22 protein-coding genes are annotated in these 21,447 nt (G+C 60.1%); 18 read left to right on the top strand and 4 right to left on the bottom strand.

Features of this window, described 5'->3' with window-relative positions; translation table 11 throughout:
• The first annotated feature begins 75 nt into the window (after positions 1 to 75).
• The 17 genes from iscU to AACU78_RS24675 all read left to right on the top strand — a co-directional run bounded on the left by iscU (position 76) and on the right by AACU78_RS24675 (position 15,189).
• The gene (gene iscU / locus AACU78_RS24595) at positions 76 to 462 is read left to right on the top strand and encodes a Fe-S cluster assembly scaffold IscU (RefSeq protein WP_003175965.1); all 387 of its coding nucleotides are present in this window, start codon (positions 76 to 78) and stop codon (positions 460 to 462) included.
• A gap of 28 nt (positions 463 to 490) precedes the next feature.
• The gene (iscA, locus tag AACU78_RS24600) at positions 491 to 814 is read left to right on the top strand and encodes an iron-sulfur cluster assembly protein IscA (RefSeq protein ID WP_003209680.1); all 324 of its coding nucleotides are present in this window, start codon (positions 491 to 493) and stop codon (positions 812 to 814) included.
• 8 nt (positions 815 to 822) lie between these two features.
• Complete coding sequence (hscB, locus tag AACU78_RS24605) at positions 823 to 1,344, top strand: co-chaperone HscB (RefSeq protein ID WP_106578269.1); 522 nt, start codon at positions 823 to 825, stop codon at positions 1,342 to 1,344.
• 48 nt (positions 1,345 to 1,392) lie between these two features.
• Positions 1,393 to 3,255: a Fe-S protein assembly chaperone HscA gene (gene hscA / locus AACU78_RS24610; RefSeq protein WP_106578270.1), complete on the top strand. Its 1,863-nt coding sequence runs from the start codon at positions 1,393 to 1,395 to the stop codon at positions 3,253 to 3,255.
• A gap of 3 nt (positions 3,256 to 3,258) precedes the next feature.
• Positions 3,259 to 3,600, top strand: coding sequence for an ISC system 2Fe-2S type ferredoxin (fdx, locus tag AACU78_RS24615; RefSeq protein WP_015885743.1), 342 nt, complete (start codon positions 3,259 to 3,261; stop codon positions 3,598 to 3,600).
• A 14-nt stretch (positions 3,601 to 3,614) separates the two neighbouring features.
• Entirely contained in the window at positions 3,615 to 3,815 is a 201-nt protein-coding gene (iscX, locus tag AACU78_RS24620) for a Fe-S cluster assembly protein IscX (protein WP_003238461.1), read from the top strand.
• 92 nt (positions 3,816 to 3,907) lie between these two features.
• Positions 3,908 to 4,333 (top strand): nucleoside-diphosphate kinase, encoded by a 426-nt coding sequence (gene ndk, locus AACU78_RS24625; protein WP_003175956.1) that lies wholly within the window; start codon positions 3,908 to 3,910, stop codon positions 4,331 to 4,333.
• Between the two features lie 29 nt (positions 4,334 to 4,362).
• The gene (gene rlmN / locus AACU78_RS24630; protein ID WP_005791178.1) at positions 4,363 to 5,511 is read left to right on the top strand and encodes a 23S rRNA (adenine(2503)-C(2))-methyltransferase RlmN; all 1,149 of its coding nucleotides are present in this window, start codon (positions 4,363 to 4,365) and stop codon (positions 5,509 to 5,511) included.
• A gap of 12 nt (positions 5,512 to 5,523) precedes the next feature.
• Positions 5,524 to 6,282 carry a type IV pilus biogenesis/stability protein PilW gene (gene pilW, locus AACU78_RS24635; protein WP_106578271.1) on the top strand — a complete coding sequence of 253 codons (759 nt, stop codon included), beginning with the start codon at positions 5,524 to 5,526 and terminating at the stop codon, positions 6,280 to 6,282.
• Positions 6,282 to 7,271: a RodZ domain-containing protein gene (locus AACU78_RS24640; protein WP_106578272.1), complete on the top strand. Its 990-nt coding sequence runs from the start codon at positions 6,282 to 6,284 to the stop codon at positions 7,269 to 7,271. Before pilW ends, AACU78_RS24640 begins: the two co-directional genes overlap by 1 nt.
• A gap of 2 nt (positions 7,272 to 7,273) precedes the next feature.
• Entirely contained in the window at positions 7,274 to 8,383 is a 1,110-nt protein-coding gene (gene ispG, locus AACU78_RS24645) for a flavodoxin-dependent (E)-4-hydroxy-3-methylbut-2-enyl-diphosphate synthase (protein ID WP_071485714.1), read from the top strand.
• Positions 8,384 to 8,404: 21 nt separating this feature from the next.
• Positions 8,405 to 9,694, top strand: a complete 1,290-nt coding sequence (gene hisS / locus AACU78_RS24650; RefSeq protein WP_106578273.1) for a histidine--tRNA ligase — start codon at positions 8,405 to 8,407, stop codon at positions 9,692 to 9,694.
• A 65-nt stretch (positions 9,695 to 9,759) separates the two neighbouring features.
• Complete coding sequence (locus AACU78_RS24655; protein WP_177410102.1) at positions 9,760 to 10,377, top strand: tetratricopeptide repeat protein; 618 nt, start codon at positions 9,760 to 9,762, stop codon at positions 10,375 to 10,377.
• Positions 10,370 to 11,521 carry an outer membrane protein assembly factor BamB gene (bamB, locus tag AACU78_RS24660; RefSeq protein ID WP_106578274.1) on the top strand — a complete coding sequence of 384 codons (1,152 nt, stop codon included), beginning with the start codon at positions 10,370 to 10,372 and terminating at the stop codon, positions 11,519 to 11,521. The genes AACU78_RS24655 and bamB overlap by 8 nt, the downstream gene beginning before the upstream one ends.
• A gap of 134 nt (positions 11,522 to 11,655) precedes the next feature.
• Positions 11,656 to 13,125 (top strand): ribosome biogenesis GTPase Der, encoded by a 1,470-nt coding sequence (gene der, locus AACU78_RS24665; RefSeq protein ID WP_106578275.1) that lies wholly within the window; start codon positions 11,656 to 11,658, stop codon positions 13,123 to 13,125.
• A gap of 136 nt (positions 13,126 to 13,261) precedes the next feature.
• Positions 13,262 to 14,410: a pyridoxal phosphate-dependent aminotransferase gene (locus AACU78_RS24670; protein WP_106578276.1), complete on the top strand. Its 1,149-nt coding sequence runs from the start codon at positions 13,262 to 13,264 to the stop codon at positions 14,408 to 14,410.
• Positions 14,398 to 15,189 carry an amidohydrolase gene (locus AACU78_RS24675; RefSeq protein WP_106578277.1) on the top strand — a complete coding sequence of 264 codons (792 nt, stop codon included), beginning with the start codon at positions 14,398 to 14,400 and terminating at the stop codon, positions 15,187 to 15,189. Before AACU78_RS24670 ends, AACU78_RS24675 begins: the two co-directional genes overlap by 13 nt.
• Before the next feature lie 164 nt (positions 15,190 to 15,353).
• On the opposite strand, the gene leuA is transcribed toward AACU78_RS24675, so the two are convergent.
• The 4 genes from leuA to AACU78_RS24695 form a co-directional block, all read right to left on the bottom strand.
• A complete protein-coding gene (gene leuA, locus AACU78_RS24680) occupies positions 15,354 to 17,033 on the bottom strand; it encodes a 2-isopropylmalate synthase (RefSeq protein WP_106578278.1) in 1,680 nt (559 codons plus the stop codon).
• A 428-nt stretch (positions 17,034 to 17,461) separates the two neighbouring features.
• On the bottom strand, positions 17,462 to 18,283 hold the full coding sequence (locus tag AACU78_RS24685; RefSeq protein ID WP_106578279.1) for a peptidoglycan DD-metalloendopeptidase family protein: 822 nt from the start codon (positions 18,281 to 18,283) through the stop codon (positions 17,462 to 17,464).
• A gap of 3 nt (positions 18,284 to 18,286) precedes the next feature.
• Complete coding sequence (gene xseA / locus AACU78_RS24690) at positions 18,287 to 19,666, bottom strand: exodeoxyribonuclease VII large subunit (protein ID WP_106578280.1); 1,380 nt, start codon at positions 19,664 to 19,666, stop codon at positions 18,287 to 18,289.
• Between the two features lie 10 nt (positions 19,667 to 19,676).
• Complete coding sequence (locus AACU78_RS24695; RefSeq protein WP_106578281.1) at positions 19,677 to 20,567, bottom strand: LysR family transcriptional regulator; 891 nt, start codon at positions 20,565 to 20,567, stop codon at positions 19,677 to 19,679.
• A gap of 99 nt (positions 20,568 to 20,666) precedes the next feature.
• On the opposite strand from AACU78_RS24695, the gene AACU78_RS24700 reads away from it, so the two are divergent.
• On the top strand, positions 20,667 to 21,434 hold the full coding sequence (locus AACU78_RS24700) for a sulfite exporter TauE/SafE family protein (RefSeq protein WP_106578282.1): 768 nt from the start codon (positions 20,667 to 20,669) through the stop codon (positions 21,432 to 21,434).
• The last annotated feature ends 13 nt before the right edge of the window (positions 21,435 to 21,447 follow it).

The raw sequence follows: 21,447 nt of genomic DNA on the forward strand, positions 1-21,447 counted from the left end.
TGTAGGAACGTGGCGGAAAACGCAGGCGTTTTTACAGGGTTCCAGAGCGGCCCTGATGAGTGAGGATTCAGTACCATGGCTTACAGCGAAAAGGTCATCGACCACTACGAAAACCCGCGCAACGTCGGCAAGATGAACGCGGAAGACCCTGATGTCGGCACTGGCATGGTCGGCGCTCCGGCGTGCGGCGACGTTATGCGCCTGCAGATCAAGGTCAACGACGCTGGCGTTATCGAAGACGCCAAGTTCAAGACTTACGGCTGCGGTTCCGCCATTGCCTCAAGCTCCCTCGCGACCGAGTGGATGAAAGGCAAGACCCTGGATGAGGCTGTCACCATCAGCAACACCCAGCTGGCCGAAGAACTGGCCTTGCCGCCAGTGAAAATTCACTGCTCCGTACTCGCAGAAGACGCCATCAAGGCGGCCGTTCGCGACTACAAGCAGAAGAAAGGCTTGATCTAAGCATTTGGCGACGAGTAAGGAGTCAACGATGGCTATCAGCATGACAGAAGCGGCTGCGCAGCACATTCGCCGCTCCCTGAATGGGCGCGGCAAAGGTGAGGGGATTCGTCTGGGTGTTCGCACCACGGGCTGTTCCGGCCTTGCCTACGTGCTGGAGTTTGTCGACGAGGTGGTCGAAGAGGATCAGGTGTTCGAAAGTCACGGCGAGAAAGTGATCATCGACCCTAAAAGCCTTACCTACCTGGACGGCACCGAGCTCGATTTCGTCAAGGAAGGGTTGAACGAAGGCTTCAAGTTCAACAACCCAAACGTGCGCGGTGAATGTGGCTGCGGCGAAAGCTTCAACATCTGAGGCTATCTGTGGGTACTCCTTGTCATTTCGCTTTATTCGAGCTGCAGCCGAGCTTTCGGCTGGACCTCGAGCAGCTTGCCACGCGCTACCGAGAATTGGCGCGTGGCGTGCATCCTGACCGCTTCGCTGACGCTTCCGAGCGTGAGCAACGCCTGGCGCTGGAGAAGTCGGCCAGCCTCAATGAAGCCTATCAGACGCTTAAAAGCCCTCCGAAACGCGCGCGTTACCTGCTCGCGATGAATGGTGGCGAGTTGCCGATTGAAGTCACGGTGCACGACCCGGACTTCCTGATGCAGCAGATGCAGTGGCGCGAAGAACTCGAAGATTTGCAGGACGAAGCCGATGTGGCCGGTGTCGCAGTCTTCAAGCGCCGTCTGAAAGTGGCCCAGGATGAGCTCAACGAAAGCTTCGCAGCCTGTTGGGATGATGCAGCGCAACGTGAACAGGCCGAACGCCTGATGCGGCGCATGCAGTTCCTCGACAAGCTCACCTACGAAGTGCGCCAGCTAGAAGAGCGCCTCGACGATTAACCCAGTGCTGCCCGTGCACGCCTGATAGACAGATAAGACCTGATTACCATGGCCCTACTGCAGATCGCCGAACCCGGCCAAAGCCCTCAACCGCACCAGCGTCGCCTGGCGGTCGGGATTGACCTGGGCACCACCAATTCCCTGGTCGCCGCCTTGCGCAGCGGCCTGTCCGAACCGCTGCCCGACGCCGATGGCCAGGTTATCCTGCCGTCGGCCGTGCGCTATCACGCTGACCATATTGAAGTCGGTGAGTCGGCCAAGCTGGCGGCGTCCTCCGATCCTTTGAACACCGTGCTGTCGGTCAAGCGCTTGATGGGTCGTGGTCTGTCCGACGTCAAGCAATTGGGCGACCAGCTGCCGTATCGCTTTGTCGGTGGCGAATCGCATATGCCATTCATCGACACCGTCCAGGGCCCCAAAAGCCCGGTGGAAGTGTCGGCCGATATCCTCAAGGTGCTGCGCCAGCGCGCGGAAACCACCTTGGGCGGCGAACTGGTCGGCGCGGTGATCACTGTGCCTGCGTATTTTGACGACGCTCAGCGCCAAGCCACCAAGGACGCGGCGAAACTCGCCGGTCTGAACGTGCTTCGCCTGCTCAATGAGCCGACGGCCGCCGCTGTGGCCTATGGCCTGGATCAGCACGCCGAAGGCCTGGTTGCAATTTACGACCTGGGTGGCGGCACCTTTGATATTTCGATCCTGCGCCTGACCGGCGGTGTGTTCGAAGTGCTGGCCACCGGTGGCGATACCGCCCTGGGCGGCGATGACTTCGATCACGCCATTGCCGGCTGGATCATCACCAGCGCCGGTTTGTCCGCCGACCTTGACCCGGGCGAGCAGCGTCATTTGCTGCAAACCGCCTGTGCGGCCAAAGAAGCGCTGACTGACGCCCGTTCTGTCGATGTTTCCTACGGTTCCTGGTCGGCCCAGCTGACGCGCGAAGCCTTCGACGCGCTGATCGAGCCAATGGTCGCTCGCAGCCTTAAAGCCTGTCGCCGTGCGGTACGTGATTCCGGTGTTGAGCTGGAAGACGTGGCTGCCGTGGTCATGGTCGGCGGTTCGACCCGTGTGCCGCGTGTGCGCGAAGCCGTTGCTGAGGCATTTGGTCGCCAGCCGCTGACCGAAATCGATCCGGATCAAGTGGTTGCCATCGGCGCCGCGATCCAGGCCGATACCCTGGCCGGCAACAAGCGCGACGGTGGCGAATTGCTGCTGCTCGACGTGATCCCGTTGTCCCTGGGGCTGGAAACCATGGGCGGCCTGATGGAGAAGGTGATTCCACGCAACACCACTATCCCCGTTGCCCGCGCCCAGGACTTCACCACGTATAAAGATGGCCAGACGGCCATGATGATTCATGTGCTGCAAGGTGAGCGCGAGCTGATCAGCGACTGCCGTTCCCTGGCACGTTTTGAATTGCGCGGCATTCCGGCGATGGTGGCCGGTGCAGCGAAAATTCGCGTGACCTTCCAGGTTGACGCCGATGGTCTGCTCAGCGTGGCTGCGCGTGAACTGGGTTCGGGCGTAGAAGCCAGCATCCAGGTCAAGCCGTCCTACGGCCTGACCGACGGCGAAATCGCCAAAATGCTCAAGGATTCGTTCCAGTACGCCGGTGACGATAAAGTCGCCCGCGTACTGCGTGAACAGCAAGTTGATGCGCAACGCTTGCTTGAGGCCGTACAAGGCGCTCTCGACACCGACGGCGAGCGCCTGTTGGACGCCGAAGAGCGCATGGTCATCGACCTGCAGATGCAGGAACTGGCCGAACTGATGAAAGGCAACGATGGTTACGCCATCGAGCAGCAGACCAAGCGCCTGTCGCAAGTGACTGATGCCTTTGCCGCCCGCCGCATGGATCAGACGGTGAAAGCCGCACTGGCCGGGCGCAACCTGAATGAAATCGAGGAATAATTAATGCCGCAGGTCATTTTTCTGCCACACGCCGAGCATTGCCCGGACGGTATGGTCGTGGAGGCTGAGACCGGCAAGTCCATCCTCGAAGTTGCCCATGACAACCACATCGAGATCGAGAGTGCCTGCGGCGGTGTTTGCGCCTGCACCACCTGCCACTGCGTGATTCGCGAGGGTTTCAACTCGCTTGAAGAAGCGGATGAGCTGGAAGAAGACTTTCTGGACCGCGCGTGGGGCCTTGAAGCGACTTCTCGCCTAAGCTGTCAGGCAAAGGTTGGGACCGAAGACATCACCGTCGAAATTCCGAAATATTCCCTCAACCATGCGGCTGAAGCACCGCATTGATTCAAGGAAATGTCATGAGCCTGAAATGGGTTGATGTACAAGAAATCGCTATACAACTTGCTGAAGCCCACCCTGAGGTCAATCCTCTGACGGTCAACTTCGTCAAGCTGCGCAATCTGGTGATGGAGCTGCCGGACTTTGACGACATCCCCGACCGGGGTGGCGAAAAGGTTCTGGAGGCGATTCAAGGCCTGTGGATCGAAGAAGCAGACTGAGCCGCCTTATTACGCAGTTAGGCAATACCCAATAACCCGCGTATAATTCGCGGGTTTAATTTTTCGTAAATTACCGTTTCTGGAGTTACACCATGGCTGTTCAACGTACTTTCTCCATCATCAAGCCTGACGCTGTTGCAAAAAACGTCATCGGCGAGATCACCACTCGTTTCGAAAAAGCCGGCCTGAAGGTTGTAGCTTCGAAACTCAAGCAACTGTCCAAAGCTGAAGCTGAAGGCTTCTACGCTGAGCACAGCGCTCGTGGTTTCTTCGGCGACCTGGTTGCCTTCATGATCTCCGGTCCTGTTGTTGTTCAGGTTCTGGAAGGCGAAAACGCTATCGCTCTGAACCGTGAGCTGATGGGCGCTACCAACCCTAAAGAAGCAGCTGCCGGCACCATCCGTGCTGACTTCGCTGAGTCCATCGACGCCAACGCTGTTCACGGTTCGGACTCCGAAGCCGCTGCTGCTCGCGAAATCTCGTACTTTTTCGCTGCTACTGAAGTAACCGCTCGCTAAGCATCGGCTTAAAGAGTGAGGGTGAATCCATGACTACATCGACTGTTAAAACCAACCTGCTGGGTCTGACTCAGCCGGAAATGGAGAAATTCTTCGACTCAATCGGGGAGAAGCGTTTCCGTGCCGGTCAGGTAATGAAGTGGATTCACCACTTTGGTGTCGACGATTTCGACGCCATGACGAACGTCAGCAAGGCCTTGCGCGATAAGCTCAAGGCTATTGCTGAGGTCCGTGGTCCCGAAGTGGTCAGCGAGGACATCTCCAGCGACGGCACCCGTAAGTGGGTGGTGCGCGTGGCGTCCGGCAGCTGCGTCGAGACCGTCTACATTCCCCAGGGCAAGCGCGGCACTTTGTGCGTTTCGTCCCAGGCAGGCTGTGCCCTGGACTGCAGTTTCTGCTCCACCGGCAAGCAAGGCTTCAATAGCAACCTCACCGCCGCCGAAGTCATCGGCCAGGTGTGGATTGCCAACAAATCCTTTGGCAGCGTCCCGGCAACCGTCGACCGTGCCATCACCAACGTGGTGATGATGGGCATGGGTGAGCCGCTGCTGAACTTCGACAACGTGATTGCGGCCATGCACCTGATGATGGACGACCTGGGCTACGGCATTTCCAAGCGCCGTGTGACCCTGTCGACCTCAGGCGTAGTGCCGATGATCGATGAGCTGGCCAAGCACATCGACGTCTCCCTGGCGTTGTCGCTGCACGCGCCCAATGACGCATTGCGTAATCAATTGGTGCCGATCAACAAGAAGTATCCGCTTAAGATGCTGCTCGAATCTTGCCAGCGTTACATGGCGACTTTGGGCGAGAAGCGTGTGTTGACCATTGAGTACACCATGCTCAAGGACATCAACGACAAGGTTGAGCACGCCGTCGAGATGATCGAGTTGCTCAAGAACACCCCGTGCAAGATCAACCTGATTCCGTTTAACCCGTTTCCACATTCTGGCTACGAGCGGCCGAGCAACAATGCTATCCGCCGTTTCCAGGATCAACTGCACCAGGCCGGCTACAACGTCACCGTACGCACCACGCGTGGTGAAGACATCGACGCCGCCTGTGGCCAATTGGTAGGGCAGGTGATGGACCGCACCCGCCGTAGCGAACGTTATATCGCCGTGCGCGAACTTAACGCCGCCGAAGATTTGCCGCAAATTGCTGTGAATCGAATCTGAGAGAGGATCTCTATGCCCTTGCGCCTTGCGCTGCTTTTGCTAGTTACCGGCCTCGCGGCCGGTTGTGTTTCATCGGGCCATGACAGCCCGCTGCAGACGGGTAAAGGCCGTGACGAGGCGCGAGTTGCCTATGTGCAACTGGGCTTGGGTTATTTGCGGCAAGGCATGAGCGAGCAGGCCAAGGTGCCGTTGAAAAAGGCCCTCGAACTGGACAGCGATGATGCCGACGCGAATGCCGCATTGGCTTTGGTGTTCCAGGCCCAGGCTGAGCCTGAGTTGGCCGATCAATATTTCCACAAGGCTTTGGCCTCGCGTCCTGCCGACCCTCGGCTGCTGAACAATTACGGCAGCTTCCTGTTCGAGCAGAAACGTTATGACCAGGCTTCCCGTTATTTCCAGCGAGCCTCCGCCGACGCCCTTTACCCGGAGCGGTCGCGGGTATTCGAGAACCTTGGGGTCACCTCGATGCGCCTCGGCCAGCGTGACAGCGCGCGCCAGCAGCTGGAAAAAGCCCTGCATTTGAACAGTCGTCAGCCACGCGCGTTGCTCGAAATGGCTGAGTTGTCTTACGAAGACAGGCATTATGTGCCGGCACGTGACTATTACGAGCGTTTTAGCCTGCTCAGCGGGCAAAATGCACGTAGTCTATTGCTCGGTGTGCGGCTGGCGACGGTTCATGATGAACGCGATACAGCCGCACGTTTTGGCCAGCAACTCGAACGACTCTATCCCGGTACGCCGGAATATCAGCAATACCTGTCGGAGCAATGATGAAAGCGGCGCACCCGGAAGTTGTAGCAGCTAATCGCGTAAACCCAGGCGAGACCTTGCGTCAGGCCCGCGAAAGCAATGGTTGGTCGCTGGCAGAAGTGGCCCTCAAGCTCAATTTGACCACGACTTCCCTGGGCAACCTGGAAGCCGGCGCGTTCGACAAGCTGCCTGGGCATACCTTCGCCCGCGGCTATATCCGCGCCTATGCCAAGCTGCTGGGCATTGACCAGACCGTGCTGGTCCAGGAATTCGACCAATTTACCGGCACCGACTCTCAGGGCAGCAATGTGCATGGCCTGGGTCGCATCGAAGAACCGGTGCGGGTTTCCCACACGATTTTGCGCATTGTCAGCCTGTTGCTGCTGATTGCCGTGATCGGCGGCGGTTTCGTCTGGTGGCAAGACCAGGCCTCCCAGCGCAGCAAGGACCTGACCAGCAACGCCATGGAGCACGTCGAAGTCGAAAGCGCCGACGGCACCACCCAGATTCACCCGCTGGACGAGCCGGAAGACCAGGCCGTTGCCGAAGGGCAAGCCGCGCCAGAAGCGCCGGCCGCCGCCGAGCAGCCCGCGCCGGAAGCGGGTACTGCAGCGGCGACTGCTGCCGTGCCGACTCCAGCCGCACCGGCGGCTCCGGCCGCGGCAACTGCCCAGGCCCATACCCCAGCCGCTGCCGCTCAGGCTCCAGCGCCAGCTGCACCGGCAGCGCCGACCGTTGCGCCGCCAACTGCGCCTGCGTTGATCGCCGGTGACGGCCATATCCAGATTACCTTCGTCGCTGACTGCTGGACGCAAGTCACCGATGGCAACGGCAAAGTGCTGTTCAGTGGTTTGAAGCGTAAGGGAGATACGCTTGACCAAGGCGGCAAGCCTCCTTTGACGCTGCGTCTGGGCTTCGCCCGTGGCGCGCAAGTGGCCTACAACGGCCAGCCTGTGGACGTAGCGCCGTTCACCAGTGGCGAGACCGCTCGCCTCAAGTTGGGACAATAGTCATGCACGGCGAATCTCCAATCAAACGTCGCGTATCGCGCAAGATCTGGGTCGGCTCGGTGCCGGTGGGTGGCGACGCCCCCATCGCGGTGCAGAGCATGACCAACAGCGACACCAATGATGTCGCCGCCACCGTCGCCCAGATCAACCGTCTGGAAGCGGCCGGCGTAGACATCGTGCGGATTTCCGTGCCAGACATGGACGCTGCCGAAGCCTTCGGCCGCATCAAGCAGCTGGTCAAGGTGCCGCTGGTTGCCGACATTCACTTCGATTACAAAATTGCCTTGCGTGTCGCCGAGTTGGGCGTCGATTGCCTGCGCATCAACCCGGGCAACATTGGTCGCGAAGACCGTGTGCGCGCGGTGGTGGATGCTGCCCGTGATCGTGGCATTCCGATCCGCATCGGTGTCAACGCCGGTTCCCTGGAAAAAGACCTGCAGAAGAAATACGGCGAACCGACCCCGGCCGCGCTGGTTGAATCGGCGCTGCGCCACGTTGAGCACCTTGAACGCCTGAATTTCCAGGACTTCAAGGTCAGCGTAAAGGCTTCCGACGTGTTCATGGCGGTAGAAGCCTACCGCCTGCTGGCCAAGGAAATCGTGCAGCCGCTGCACCTGGGTATCACTGAAGCGGGCGGTTTGCGCTCAGGCACAGTGAAATCTGCGGTAGGTCTCGGTATGCTGCTCGCCGAAGGGATTGGCGATACTATCCGCATCTCCCTGGCGGCGGACCCGGTAGAGGAAGTGAAGGTCGGTTACGACATTCTCAAATCCCTGCATTTGCGTTCCCGTGGCATCAACTTCATTGCCTGCCCGAGCTGCTCGCGGCAGAACTTCGACGTGGTGAAAACCATGAACGAACTGGAAGGGCGCCTCGAAGACTTGCTGGTGCCACTGGATGTTGCGGTGATTGGCTGTGTGGTTAACGGCCCGGGTGAAGCCAAAGAGGCGCACATCGGCCTGACTGGCGGTACGCCCAACCTGATTTACATCGACGGCAAGCCGTCGCAGAAGTTGACGAATGACAATCTGGTGGATGAGCTCGAAAGACTGATCCGCGAGAAAGCGGCCGAGAAGGTCGCGGCTGACGCAGCGCTGATCGCGCGCGGCTAAGAACGAATTTAAGGATTAGATGTGAGCAAGTCTCTGCAAGCCATTCGTGGCATGAACGACATCCTGCCGGAGCAGACGCCGTTGTGGCGCTACTTCGAAAGCACGGTCGCGCGCCTGCTGGATAACTACGGTTACAAGCAGATCCGCATGCCGATCGTCGAATTCACCGAGCTGTTCAAGCGCTCTATCGGTGAAGTGACCGACATCGTCGAAAAAGAGATGTACACCTTTGAAGACCGCAACGGCGACTCCCTGACCCTGCGTCCGGAAGGCACCGCTGCGTGCGTGCGCGCCGTGCTCGAGCATGGCATCACGGGTGGCGGCCAGACCCAGAAGTTGTGGTACATCGGCCCGATGTTCCGCCACGAGCGCCCGCAGAAAGGTCGCTACCGTCAGTTCCACCAGATCGGTTGCGAAGTCTTCAACCTGGATGGTCCGGACATCGACGCCGAGCTGATCGTGCTGACCTGGCGCCTATGGGGCCAACTGGGTATCCGCGACGCGGTCAAACTCGAACTCAACAGCCTGGGCACCAGCGAATCCCGGGGCCGCTATCGCGAAGCCCTGGTCGAGTACCTGTCCGCGCACCTGGACAAGTTGGATGAAGACAGCCAGCGCCGTCTGAAAACCAACCCGTTGCGTGTACTGGATACCAAGAACGCCGACACCCAGGCCGTACTGGTCGATGCGCCGAAAATGGCCGACTACCTGGACGACGAATCGCGCACGCACTTCGAGGGCCTCAAGGCTCGTCTGGATGCGGCCGGTATTCCCTACGTGATCAACCCGAAACTGGTGCGTGGCCTCGATTACTACAGCAAGACCGTATTCGAGTGGGTCACCGACAAACTCGGCGCCCAGGGCACCGTGTGTGCCGGTGGTCGCTACGACGGCCTGGTTGAGCAAATGGGCGGCAAGCCGACCACGGGCGTGGGCTTTGCCATGGGCATCGAGCGGCTGATCCTGCTGCTCGAAACCCTGGAGCAGGTTCCGGAAGAAATTTCCCGTCAGGTGGATGTGTACCTGTGCGCCTTTGGCGAGGCCGCCGAACTGGCAGCCCTGGCCCTGAGCGAGAAAGTACGCGACCAACTGCCGAACCTGCGCCTGCAGGTCAATGCCGGCGCCGGCAGCTTCAAGAGCCAGTTCAAGAAGGCCGACAAGAGCGGTGCGCTGTATGCACTGATCCTCGGCGATGACGAGCTGGCCCAGCAAGTGATAGGTTTCAAACCCCTGCGTGGCCAGGGCGAGCAACAGAACATTGCCTTTGATGCGCTTGCCGCGCACTTGGCCACCTGCGTCGTGCAGGGTTGAAGCTGTCGAACAGCCGAATTTAGCGATTAAGGAGTATTGGGGTGTCGAGTACTGATGATGAGCAGATGGCCGAGTTCAAGGACTGGTGGCAGCGTAACGGCAAGCCCCTGGTTACCGGCGGTCTGCTGGCTTTAGTGGTGGTGTTCGGCTGGCAAGCCTGGCACAAGTATCAGGCCAACCAGTCCCAAGGCGCCTCGGTCCTCTATCAGCAATTGCTGGAAACCACGCTCACGCCGGACGGCAAGCCTGATCCTGCCCAGGTTGCAGACCTGGCCGGCAAGCTCAAAAGCGAATTCGGCGGTAGCACCTACGCCCAGTACGGCAGCCTGTTCGTCGCGAAAGTTGCGGTGGACACCGGCAAGCTGGATGACGCCGCGACCGAACTGAAGGCCATCGCCGACAAGCCGACCAACCCGACCCTGGGTGAAATCGCACGTCAGCGCCTGGCACAGGTATTGGCGGCACAGAACAAGGCTGACGAAGCACTTAAACTGCTCGACGGCGATGCTGACAAAGCATTTGTGGCCACTCGTGAAGAGCTCAAGGGCGACCTGTTGGTCCAATTGGGTCGTACCGACGAAGCCCATGCTGCGTACCAAAAAGCCAAGGCGGCGCTGTCTGATGAAGCGGCAGTCGGTGGCTTACAAATCAAGCTGGACGACTTGGCCAAAGGGGATGCGTGACGTGATCCGTTGGAAACATGCAGCATTGCTGGCTCTGGCCGTTCTGGCCGCGGGTTGCAGCAGCAACAGTAAAAAAGAACTGCCTCCGGCCGAGCTGACCAGCTTCAAGGAAGAAGTGGTCCTGCAAAAGCAGTGGAGCCGCTCCGTCGGTGATGGCCAGGGCGACCTGTACAACCTGCTGCAGCCGGCAATCGACGGCGAAAACATTGTGGCCACTGACTCCACTGGCGTGATCATTGCCATGGATCGCATGAATGGCGACGTGAAGTGGAAGAAAGACCTCGAGCTGCCGGTTTCCGGTGGCGTGGGTGTCGGCTACGGCATGGTGCTGGTCGGTACGCTCAAAGGCGACGTGGTTGCTCTGGACTCGGCGACGGGCGAAGAGAAATGGCGCGCTCGTGTGACCAGTGAAGTGCTCGCAGCGCCTGCCACCAACGGCGATGTCGTAGTGGTGCAGACCCAGGATGACCGTGTGATCGGCCTGGACGCCGCCACCGGCAACCAGCGTTGGTTGTACGACAGCACCCCTGCGGTGCTGACGCTGCGCGGTACCAGTGGTCCGATTGTGACCAACAACCTGGCCGTTGCAGGCCTGTCGACCGGTAAAGTGGTCGCCCTGGATACCCAGAACGGCGTGCCGGCCTGGGAAACCCGTGTGGCAATCCCTCAAGGTCGTTCCGAACTCGATCGCGTTGTGGACATCGACGGCGGCTTGCTGCTGTCGGGCGAAACCCTTTACGTGGCCACCTACCAGGGCCGCGTTGCGGCGCTGGACCTGCAAAGCGGCCGCATCAACTGGCAGCGTGATGCTTCCAGTTATGCCGGTGTCGCCCAAGGGTTTGGCAGCGTCTACGTAAGCCTGGCGTCCGGCACCGTTGAAAGTGTCGATGAGCGTTCCACCACTGCATTGTGGAGCAACGACTCTCTGGCCCGCCGTCAACTGTCGGCACCGGAAGTGTTCTCCAGCTACGTAGCGGTAGGCGACTTCGAAGGTTACCTGCATCTGCTGAGCCAAGTGGACGGTCGTTTTGTCGGCCGCGAGCGTATCGACAGCGACGGCCTGCGTGCCCGTCCGCTGGTCGTGGGTAACATGCTTTACGTGTATGGCAACAGCGGCAAGCTGGAAGCCCTGACCATCAAGTAAGAACTATGCTTGGGGTAAAACCCAGGCGGCCCCGCTTCGGCGGGGCATGCGGCATTTAAATATGCTGCCCCGAGCACCAGCCGCTGCCTTGCAGCGGCTTTTGTATTTTCTGAAATAACGAAGTGGAGAGCCGCATGGTTCCCGTAATCGCCCTGGTGGGCCGACCTAACGTCGGCAAGTCCACCTTGTTCAACCGCCTGACCAGGACTCGCGACGCCATCGTCGGCGACTTGTCCGGTCTGACCCGTGATCGCCAATACGGTGAGGCAAAGTGGCAAGGGCGCTCCTACATTATTGTCGACACCGGTGGTATCTCCGGTGACGAGCATGGCATGGACGAAAAGATGGCCGAGCAGTCGCTGCTCGCTATCGAAGAAGCCGATGTCGTGTTGTTCCTGGTGGACGCCCGCGCGGGCTACACCGCTGCCGACCAGATGATTGGCGAGCACCTGCGCAAGCGCAACAAGCGTTCCTATCTGGTCGCCAACAAGATCGATAACATCGATCCTGAGGCGGCCCGTGCCGAGTTCAGCCCGATGGGCCTGGGCGACGCGATCCCGGTCGCCGGTGCTCACGGTCGCGGTATCACTCAGATGCTGGAAATCGCCCTGCGCGACTTCCCTAAGGATGACGCCGAGGAAGAAGAAGGCATCGAGGAGATCGTCGCCGAAGGTGAGGAAGCCAAGCGCATTCCTGGCCCGAGCGAAAAAGACGGTATCAAGATCGCCATCATCGGCCGCCCGAACGTTGGCAAGTCGACCCTGGTTAACCGCATGCTCGGTGAAGACCGCGTAATCGTTTATGACCAGCCCGGTACCACGCGCGACAGTATTTACATCCCGTTCGAGCGTAACGACGAGAAGTACACGCTGATCGACACCGCCGGTGTGCGCAAGCGCGGCAAGATCCACGAGGAAGTTGAAAAGTTCTCGGTGGTCAAAACCCTGCAAGCGATCAAAGACGCCAACGTGGTGATCTTCGTGATGGACGCCCGCGAAGGCGTGGTGGACCACGACCTCAACTTGCTGGGCTTTGCCCTGGAAGCCGGTCGCGCCCTGGTGATTGCGATCAACAAGTGGGACGGCATGACGCCGAGCGAGCGCGATTTCGTCAAGATCGAGCTGCAGCGTCGCCTGTTCTTTGTTGAGTTCGCCGATATCCACTTTATCTCGGCACTGCACGGCACTGGCGTGGGTAACCTCTACGCGTCCGTACAGAACTCGTTCAAGTCCGCGGTCACCCGCTGGCCGACCAACCGTCTGACCCAGATCCTGGAAGACGCGGTTGGCGAGCACGCGCCACCGATGGTCAACAACCGCCGGATCAAACTGCGTTACGCCCACTTGGGTGGTGCCAACCCGCCGATTATCGTGATCCACGGTAACCAGATCGAGAAGGTGCCAAAGTCCTATGTGCGTTACCTAGAAAACACCTACCGCCGTGTCTTGAAACTGGTCGGTACGCCGATCCGTATCGAGTTCAAAGGTGGCGAGAACCCATACGAAGGCAACAAGAACACATTGACTGACCGTCAGGTGAACAAGAAGCGTCGTTTGATGACTCACCACAAGAAGGCCGACAAAAAGCGCCGCGACAAGAAATAAGCGCCGCTTCAAGTTGTAAGCTACACGCTGCAAGAGAGGGCTCTTTTTGAGCCCTTTTTTGTGCCTGATGGATTGCTGGCTTGACCTGCTTGCAGCTTGCAGCTTAAAACTTGCAGCTCACCCGAAGGGGGCTCCCATGATCACCAGCAAGCTGCCGAATGTCGGTACGACCATTTTCACCACCATGTCGCAACTCGCTGCCGAGACCGGCGCGCTCAACCTGTCCCAGGGCTTTCCCGATTTCAATGGACCCAAGGCGTTGCTCGATGCGGTGGGCCAGCACGTTGCCAGCGGGCATAACCAGTATTCACCGATGACCGGTTTGCCAGCCCTGCGCCAGCAAGTGGCGGCCAAGATCGCCCGCAGCTACGGCGCAACGGTTAATCCCGACAGCGAAGTGACCATTACTCCCGGCGCCACTGCCGCGATTTTCTGTGCGATTCAGGCGGTGATCCGCAACGGCGATGAAGTCATCGTGTTCGACCCCTGCTACGACAGCTACGAGCCCTCGGTCGAGCTGGCCGGCGGTCGCTGCGTGCATGTGCAACTGAGCCTGCAGGGCTTCTCCCTGGACTTTGAAAAGATCAAGGCCGCGCTGTCGCCACGCACGCGCATGATCATCCTCAACACCCCGCACAACCCGACCGGCGCGCTGATCAGCCGCGCCGAGCTGGACCAGTTGGCCGAATTGGTCCGCGACCGTGATATCTATCTGGTCAGCGATGAAGTCTACGAACACTTGGTGTTCGACGGCGTGCCCCATGTCAGCGTGTTGGCCCATGAAGAGCTGTATCAGCGTGCGTTCGTGGTCAGCTCTTTCGGCAAGACTTACCACGTCACCGGCTGGAAAACCGGCTACGTGGTCGCGCCACCGGCGCTGACCGCTGAACTGCGCAAGGTGCATCAATATGTCAACTTCTGCGGCGTGACCCCTTTGCAGTACGCTTTGGCGGACTTCATGGCCGATCACCCGGAACATGTCGAACAATTGCCGGCTTTCTACCAGGCCAAGCGCGACCTGTTCTGCAACTTGCTGGCGCCGTCGCGCTTCAGCTTTGCCCGGGTGACCGGTACTTACTTCCAATTGGTGGATTACTCACAGATTCGCCCGGACCTGGATGATGTCGCTATGTCGCTGTGGATGACCCGCGAGCACGGCGTGGCGACGATCCCGGTCTCGGTGTTCTACCAGAACCCACCCCAAGGCCAGCGCCTGGTGCGCCTGTGCTTTGCCAAACGCGAGGAGACGCTGCAACAAGCAGCCGAAAAACTATGCGTGATCTGAGTGCATTACCCAACCTGAACATCGCCCTGGTGCAGACCAGCCTGGTGTGGCATGACCGTCAGGCCAACCTGGAGCATTTCGAGCTGTTGCTGGAACAGGCCAAAGGGGCCGACCTGATTGTGCTGCCGGAGATGTTTACCACCGGGTTTTCAATGGCGTCGCAGACCCTTGCTGAACGGGAAAACGGCCCGACCCATCACTGGCTCCAGGCTCAGGCGGCGAAATACAACGCCGTGATCACCGGCAGTGTAATTATCCAGGCCGCCGACGGCAGTCATCGCAACCGCCTGCTGTGGGCGCGGCCGGACGGCGAGGTGTTGCACTACGACAAGCGCCACTTGTTCCGTATGGCGGGCGAGCACGATCACTACACGCCGGGCGAGCGCCAGGTGCAGTTCGAATTGAAGGGTTGGCGTATTCGGCCGTTGATTTGCTATGACCTGCGCTTTCCGGTGTGGAGCCGTGATGCTCAGGACACTGACTTGCTGCTGTACACCGCCAACTGGCCGGGTGCGCGGCGACTGCACTGGAACCGTTTGCTGCCAGCGCGCGCGATCGAAAACCTGTGCTACGTGGCGGCGGTGAACCGGGTGGGCACGGATGGGAAGGGCTTTGCCTACACCGGAGACAGTCAAGTGCTGGATTTCCAGGGCGAGACCTTGCTGAGTGCAGGGGAGGCGGATGGCGTGTTTCAGGTGTGCCTGGAGGCGGCAGAGCTGGCGGCGTATCGCGAAAAATTTCCGGCGAACCTTGACGCAGACAGGTTTGAGTTTGTCTGAAAGACCGCTTTCGCGAGCAAGCCCGCGCCCACATTTGGAATGCATTGCGCCTGTGGGAGCGGGCTTGCCCGCGAAGAGGCACTTACTGACCCCACAAATCCTGCGCCCAACAAAAAGGCCCCTGAGTGCTCACCCAGGGGCCTTTTGCATTCCCACGAACCCGCTTACGCCGCTTTCGCTTCCTGCTGGCTCAACGAGCGGTTCAGGGCACTGAACAGCGCCTTGAAGCTGGCCGTGGTGATGTTTTCATCAATGCCCACGCCATGCACCGGACGCTCGCCATTCACACGCAGCTCAATGTAGGCCGCTGCCTTGGCGTTGGTGCCTGCCCCGATGGCATGTTCGTTGTAGTCCATGATCTCTACGCCAATCGGCAAGCCAGCCACCAGCGCTTCGAGGGCGCCGTTGCCTTTGCCTTTCCAGTGCAGGTTGGTTTCGCCCTGGCCTTTGCCCGAGACTTCCACTTCGACAAAGCTGTTGCCGTTTTCTTCCTGCAGACGATGGCTGACCAGCGCGTACGGCGTGTTGGCTTGCAGGTATTCACGTTGCAGCAAGGCGTAGATCTGTGACGCGGTCATCTCAAGACCCACGCGGTCGGTTTCAGCCTGGACCACCTGGCTGAACTCGATCTGCATGCGGCGCGGCAAGCTGATGTCGTATTCCTGCTCCAGCAGGTAGGCGATGCCGCCTTTGCCCGACTGGCTGTTCACACGAATCACCGCTTCGTAGCTGCGGCCAATGTCGGCCGGGTCGATCGGCAAGTACGGCACTTCCCACAGCGCGTCGGCTTTCTGCTGGGTGAAGCCCTTGCGGATCGCGTCCTGGTGGGAGCCGGAGAACGCGGTGTGCACCAGGTCGCCGACGTACGGGTGGCGTGGGTGCACCTGGATCTGGTTGCATTCCTCGACCACTTTGCGTACGCCGTCGATGTCGGAGAAGTCCAGTTGTGGGTCGAGACCCTGGGTGTACATGTTCAGGGCCACGGTCACGAGGTCGACGTTACCGGTGCGCTCGCCGTTGCCGAACAGGCAGCCTTCGACACGGTCGGCGCCGGCCATCAGGCCCAGCTCGGTGGCGGCTACGCCGGTGCCACGGTCGTTGTGCGTATGCAGGCTGATGATCACGCTGTCGCGGCGGTTGATATGACGACCGAACCACTCGATCTGGTCGGCATAGATGTTCGGCGTTGCGCACTCGACGGTGGCGGGCAGGTTGAGGATCATCTTGTGCTCAGGCGTCGGGTTCCACACCTCGATCACCGCGTCACACACTTCTTTGGCGAACTCCAGCTCAGTGGCGCTGAAGGTTTCCGGGGAATATTCGAAGGTCCATTGGGTTTCCGGCTGCTGGGCGGCGTATTTGACGAACAGCTTGGCGGCGTTGACCGCAATGGCCTTGATGCCGTCCTTGTCCTGGTTGAACACGATGCGGCGGAAGGACGGCGAAGTGGCGTTGTACAAGTGCACGATGGCCTTTTTGGCGCCGCGCAGGGATTCGAAGGTGCGTGCGATCAAGTCTTCACGGCCCTGGGTCAGCACCTGGATGGTGGTGTCCTCGGGGATATGGTTGTCTTCGATCAGGGTGCGCACGAAGTCAAAGTCGGTTTGCGAAGCAGCCGGGAACGAGGCTTCGATTTCCTTCACGCCCACCGCAACCAGGGTCTTCCAGAAACGCAGTTTTTTTGCGGCGTCCATCGGCTCGATCAGCGACTGGTTGCCATCACGCAAGTCGGAACTGCACCAGATCGGCGCTTCGGTGATGGTTTTCGACGGCCAAGTGCGGTCCGGGATATCGATGGTCGGGAACGCACGGTACTTCGAAGACGGGTCTTTGAGCATGCTCATCGGGAAATCCTTTGTTGTAGGGGCCGAGAAAAGGCGGCCTGCCGTAGAACTGTTTTTAGGGATAAAGCAAGAAGACGAGGCAGATCGATTCAGCCTGGCAGTCGTGCGCTGACGAGGCACAGGCTGCGGTGCTGGCGAAGCTGAATGAGGGTGTGAGAGGTTTTCATAAGCTCAACCCTAACCGCCGGGGTGAAAGATGGCAAGCTGTCGAGAAAAATTGAGATAAGTTCTGCTATCTGGCGGGCGTGCGAGATTTTATGGCGGGTTTGTAGCTGAGAGTTGATTTTAATTGCGTGGCCTTTATTAGGGGCGCAATTGTGTTGGCAGACCTGGCGCCATCGCGGGCAAGCCCGGCTCCCACAGGGAATCGCGATCACCTGTGGGAGCCGGGCTTGCCCGCGATGAGGCCGGTATGTTCAATATTTATATCAGGGCTGGAACGCGCCAATAAAGATCGCCGGGTCGACTCGTGCATCGTTGAGGCTGATGTTCCAATGCATGTGCGGCCCGGTCGCGCGGCCCGTCGAGCCGACCTTGCCCACCACCGCGCCGCGCGCCAGTTGGTCGCCCACCTTCACGTCGATCTTGGACATATGGCAGAACATGCTGATAAAGCCCTGGCCATGGTCGACAAAGACGGTGTTGCCGTTGAAGAAGTAATTGCCGGTAAGGATGACTTTACCGGCCGCCGGGGTCTTGATCGGCGTGCCGGCGCCGACGGCGAAGTCGAGGCCCGAATGCGGGTTGCGCTCCTCGCCGTTAAAGAACCGGCGTACGCCAAACTTGCTCGACAGCGGCCCATTCACGGGTTTATCCAGCAGTAAGTTGCTGGGCGTGTTTGGACTGAAACTGCGGTAAGCCTTGAGCTGAACCGCCAGTTCGCCCTCGATACGCTTGAGCTGTGCCGGGTCAGGATTGACCTGGCTTTTGTTTTTCAGGGTGATGTGCTGCTCGGGGTATTTCTTGAAGCCCACCACAAACGGCAGGGTTTGCCCACCGCTGGTGAGGCGTTGGGTGCCGGGTTTAACCGTCAGGGGAATCCCGACAATCGCCAGCCAGGTGTTCTGTTCCTTGACCACCAACACCGGCCTGTTCTGATAGGTGGCTTTGGGCGCGGTTGCCGACGCACCCAGATCGACCACTGCGACGCCGCCCGGCACCGGCTTGTTCAGCAGCCGAGTGATGTAGCTGTCGGCATGGGCATTGAAGGTGAGGCACAACAGCATCAGCAGGCTAAATAGACGGGGCATCAATCAATCCAATAACGAAAGGGTGACGGGCGTCAGGTGGTTATCTTCCACCCGCACCTGCAATTGGCCTTCACCGAGGCGCGCGGTCAGGCGCTGGCCGGTGTGGGTTTGCGCGGCGTTGCGGATCGCCTGGCCACGTTCGTCCAGCAAAATGCTGTAGCCACGGCCCAGGGTCGCCAGTGGGCTGACCACTTGCAGCGTCTGCACCTGGCTTTGCAGTTGCAAGCGACGCGCCTTGAGGCCTTCGCGCATGGCGCGCGGCAGGCGTTCGGCGAGGCTGTCCAGGCGCTGGCGCAGCAGGGCCAGTTGACGGCCGGGGTGCTGACCGGCGAGGCGGGTTTCCAGGCGGATCAGGCGTTCGCGGCGGGTATTGAGGCTGCGTTCGAAGGCGCGGCGCATGCGCATGTCCAGGTCATCCAGGCGCTGGGCCTGTTGACGCAGACGTTCGCCGGGGTGACGCAGGCGGCGGGCCATGCCTTCCAGGCGCAGGCGCTCGTGACTCAGGCGATTGCGCATCAGCATCACCAGGCGGCGGTGCAGGTTTTCGACCTGGCGCACCAAATGGCTGGCATCGGGGGCGAGCAATTCGGCGGCAGCGGAGGGCGTGGGCGCGCGCACGTCGGCCACGAAGTCGCAGATCGACACATCGGTTTCATGGCCGACGGCGCTGACAATCGGCGTCACGCACGCGTCCACCGCACGCGCCACGGCTTCTTCGTTGAAGCACCACAGATCTTCCAGGGAGCCGCCGCCGCGAGCGAGGATCAATGCGTCGAAGCCGCGTGCGTCGGCCAGCTTGAGGGCGCGCACAATCTGCGACACGGCCTCGCGGCCTTGCACGGCCGTCGGGATCAGCGTTAATTCAACGTTCGGCGCGCGGCGGCCGAACACGCTGATGATGTCGCGGATCACCGCACCTGTGGGCGAACTGATGATGCCAATGCGCCGAGGATGCGCCGGCAGCGGCACCTTGCGTTCGGCACTGAACAAGCCTTCGGCGCTGAGCTTTTCCTTCAACGCATCAAAGGCCAGGCGCAGCGCGCCATCACCGGCGGGCTCTACGGTGTCGAGGATCAATTGATAGTCGCCACGGCCTTCGAACAGCGAGACCTTGCCGCGCACTTTGACCGCCAAACCATCCTTCAAGGCTTGGCGCACCCGTGCGGCGTTGTTGCGAAACAACGCGCAACGCACCTGGGCGCCGCTGTCCTTGAGGGTGAAGTACACATGGCCGGACGCCGGGCGGGCGAGGTTGGAGATCTCGCCTTCGACCCAGATATTGGTGAACACGTCTTCCAGCAACACCCGCGCGCGGCCGTTGAGCTGGCTGACAGTCAGGACTTCGCGGTCCAGGCCCAGACGGGCAAAAGGATCTTTAATCATGGGCGGCAGTTTATAGGCATTCGCGCAAGGTTTGGCAGAATTGCTCGACCAGCGCGCTCGGCGTCTGCGCGCAGGCCAGGGCCACGGTACTGAGGCAGTCCGGATCAGCCAGGGGCAAAAAGTGCAGGTTGGCGGGTGCGATGTCCTGCATGGATTTTGGTAACAAGGCAATTCCGAAACCGGCCTGGATCAGTTGCAGCTGCGTGGTCTTGCGTGACATCACCCGTGCAGCCTTGGGGAAAAATCCTGCGCGCATGCAGAGTTCGGCTGACAGATAACTCAGGCCGCCGCGTTGGGGATGGGGGATCGAGATAAACACTTCGTCCTTGAGCTGTTCCAGGTCGACAGGTGCATTGCTGCGCGCCAGCGTGTGATCAGGCGGCACAGCCAGCACCAACTGTTCGTTGTACAAGGGCACCACCCGGACACCTTCGCGTTGGCGCAACACCGGCAAGCGCAACAGCCCGACTTCAAGCCGACCCTCGGCGATTTCCTCAAGTTGCACCTCGGAGGACAGTTTGACGATGTCCATCGACACGCCAGGGCAGCGCTCCAGCCAGGTGCTGATGGCTTTCAACACGTGCCCGCTCATCGGCACGGTGCTCGAATGGCTCAGGCGCAACGTGCCCAGCTGGCCATGGCCCACCTGGGTGGCCATTTCGCCGGCCTTGAGCAACTCGCTCAGCAGGTTGCGCGCCCGTGGGTAAAAGGCTTCGCCGGCCGCCGTCAGCCGGGGTTGGCGCGCGGTGCGTTCGAACAGTGGCGTTTGCAGCTGGGTTTCCAGCTCTTTGATCTGTCGGCTCAGGGCCGATTGCGCCACAAACAGGCGTTCGGCGGCGGCGCTGAAGCTGCCGCTGTCGACGATTTCGACGAAGTAGCGCAGTTGGCGAGTGGAAATCACGCGTCATGCCTTTTCGAGATGAGTGGAGGGCTTTGAAGATATTAGTCGCAACACTCGCCGATGGCTAAAGTGCACGTCATCTCTTTCAAGGAAGTGCCCATGAGCCCGGTTGAGCTGATGAGTCAGTGGTCGTTTAGCGGCGTTGATTGGCTGGTGATCGGCCTCGGCATTGTCGTGGCCTACATCGTGTTTGGTATCGCAGGCTTTGGTACGGCGCTGGTCGCGGGGCCGATCCTGATTGTGTTTATGCCGTTGTCGAAAATCATCCCGCTGCTGGTGTTGCTCGACTTTGTCGCGGCCTTTGGCAACCTGCTGCAATCGCGGCGGGAGGTGAACAAGCCGGAGCTGTTGCGATTGCTGCCGTGTATGGCCGTCGGTTGCACGCTTGGGGTGGTGTTTTTGCTCAATCTGCATTCGGACCTGTTGCTGCTGTTGATGGGGCTGTTTATCAGCGCCTATGCGATTTACAGCCTGGCGGTAAAGGCACGGCCGACGCAGCTGGCGGCGGGCTGGTCGATTCCCATGGGCACGGTCGGTGGGTTGTTTGGTGCCTTATTTGGCAGTGGCGGCTTTTTATATGCGATCTACCTGAACAGTCGTTTGCCCAAGGACGCGGCGCGCGCCACGCAAAGTGCGTTGATCAGTTGCAGCACCGTGGTGCGCCTGAGCCTGTTCCTGATTGCCGGGGTGTATGCTGATTGGCCGCTGTTGATGTTGGCACTGTGCCTGTTGCCGGCGATGGCCCTGGGGCTGTGGGTGGGGCGCAGGCTGACGATGCGGATGTCGCGTGAGGCGTTTGTGCGGTGGGTGACGTGGCTGGTGTTGGCGAGCGGCATTGCGTTGATCGCCCGTTACTTGAGTACTTGACCTGTGGGTGTCA

The sequence above is a fragment of the Pseudomonas sp. R9.37 genome (assembly GCF_963878885.1).
Classification (GTDB): Bacteria; Pseudomonadota; Gammaproteobacteria; order Pseudomonadales; family Pseudomonadaceae; genus Aquipseudomonas.

Coding starts and splice junctions, on each gene's coding strand:
- pilW (WP_106578271.1), top strand. CDS start 5,524: ATGCCCTTGCGCCTTGCGCTGCTTTTGCTAGTTACCGGCCTCGCGGCC.
- AACU78_RS24640 (WP_106578272.1), top strand. CDS start 6,282: ATGAAAGCGGCGCACCCGGAAGTTGTAGCAGCTAATCGCGTAAACCCA.
- AACU78_RS24675 (WP_106578277.1), top strand. CDS start 14,398: ATGCGTGATCTGAGTGCATTACCCAACCTGAACATCGCCCTGGTGCAG.
- der (WP_106578275.1), top strand. CDS start 11,656: ATGGTTCCCGTAATCGCCCTGGTGGGCCGACCTAACGTCGGCAAGTCC.
- AACU78_RS24685 (WP_106578279.1), bottom strand. CDS start 18,283: ATGCCCCGTCTATTTAGCCTGCTGATGCTGTTGTGCCTCACCTTCAAT.
- bamB (WP_106578274.1), top strand. CDS start 10,370: ATGCGTGACGTGATCCGTTGGAAACATGCAGCATTGCTGGCTCTGGCC.
- xseA (WP_106578280.1), bottom strand. CDS start 19,666: ATGATTAAAGATCCTTTTGCCCGTCTGGGCCTGGACCGCGAAGTCCTG.
- AACU78_RS24655 (WP_177410102.1), top strand. CDS start 9,760: ATGGCCGAGTTCAAGGACTGGTGGCAGCGTAACGGCAAGCCCCTGGTT.
- ispG (WP_071485714.1), top strand. CDS start 7,274: ATGCACGGCGAATCTCCAATCAAACGTCGCGTATCGCGCAAGATCTGG.
- rlmN (WP_005791178.1), top strand. CDS start 4,363: ATGACTACATCGACTGTTAAAACCAACCTGCTGGGTCTGACTCAGCCG.
- leuA (WP_106578278.1), bottom strand. CDS start 17,033: ATGAGCATGCTCAAAGACCCGTCTTCGAAGTACCGTGCGTTCCCGACC.
- hscA (WP_106578270.1), top strand. CDS start 1,393: ATGGCCCTACTGCAGATCGCCGAACCCGGCCAAAGCCCTCAACCGCAC.
- fdx (WP_015885743.1), top strand. CDS start 3,259: ATGCCGCAGGTCATTTTTCTGCCACACGCCGAGCATTGCCCGGACGGT.
- AACU78_RS24700 (WP_106578282.1), top strand. CDS start 20,667: ATGAGCCCGGTTGAGCTGATGAGTCAGTGGTCGTTTAGCGGCGTTGAT.
- iscA (WP_003209680.1), top strand. CDS start 491: ATGGCTATCAGCATGACAGAAGCGGCTGCGCAGCACATTCGCCGCTCC.
- ndk (WP_003175956.1), top strand. CDS start 3,908: ATGGCTGTTCAACGTACTTTCTCCATCATCAAGCCTGACGCTGTTGCA.
- AACU78_RS24670 (WP_106578276.1), top strand. CDS start 13,262: ATGATCACCAGCAAGCTGCCGAATGTCGGTACGACCATTTTCACCACC.
- iscU (WP_003175965.1), top strand. CDS start 76: ATGGCTTACAGCGAAAAGGTCATCGACCACTACGAAAACCCGCGCAAC.
- iscX (WP_003238461.1), top strand. CDS start 3,615: ATGAGCCTGAAATGGGTTGATGTACAAGAAATCGCTATACAACTTGCT.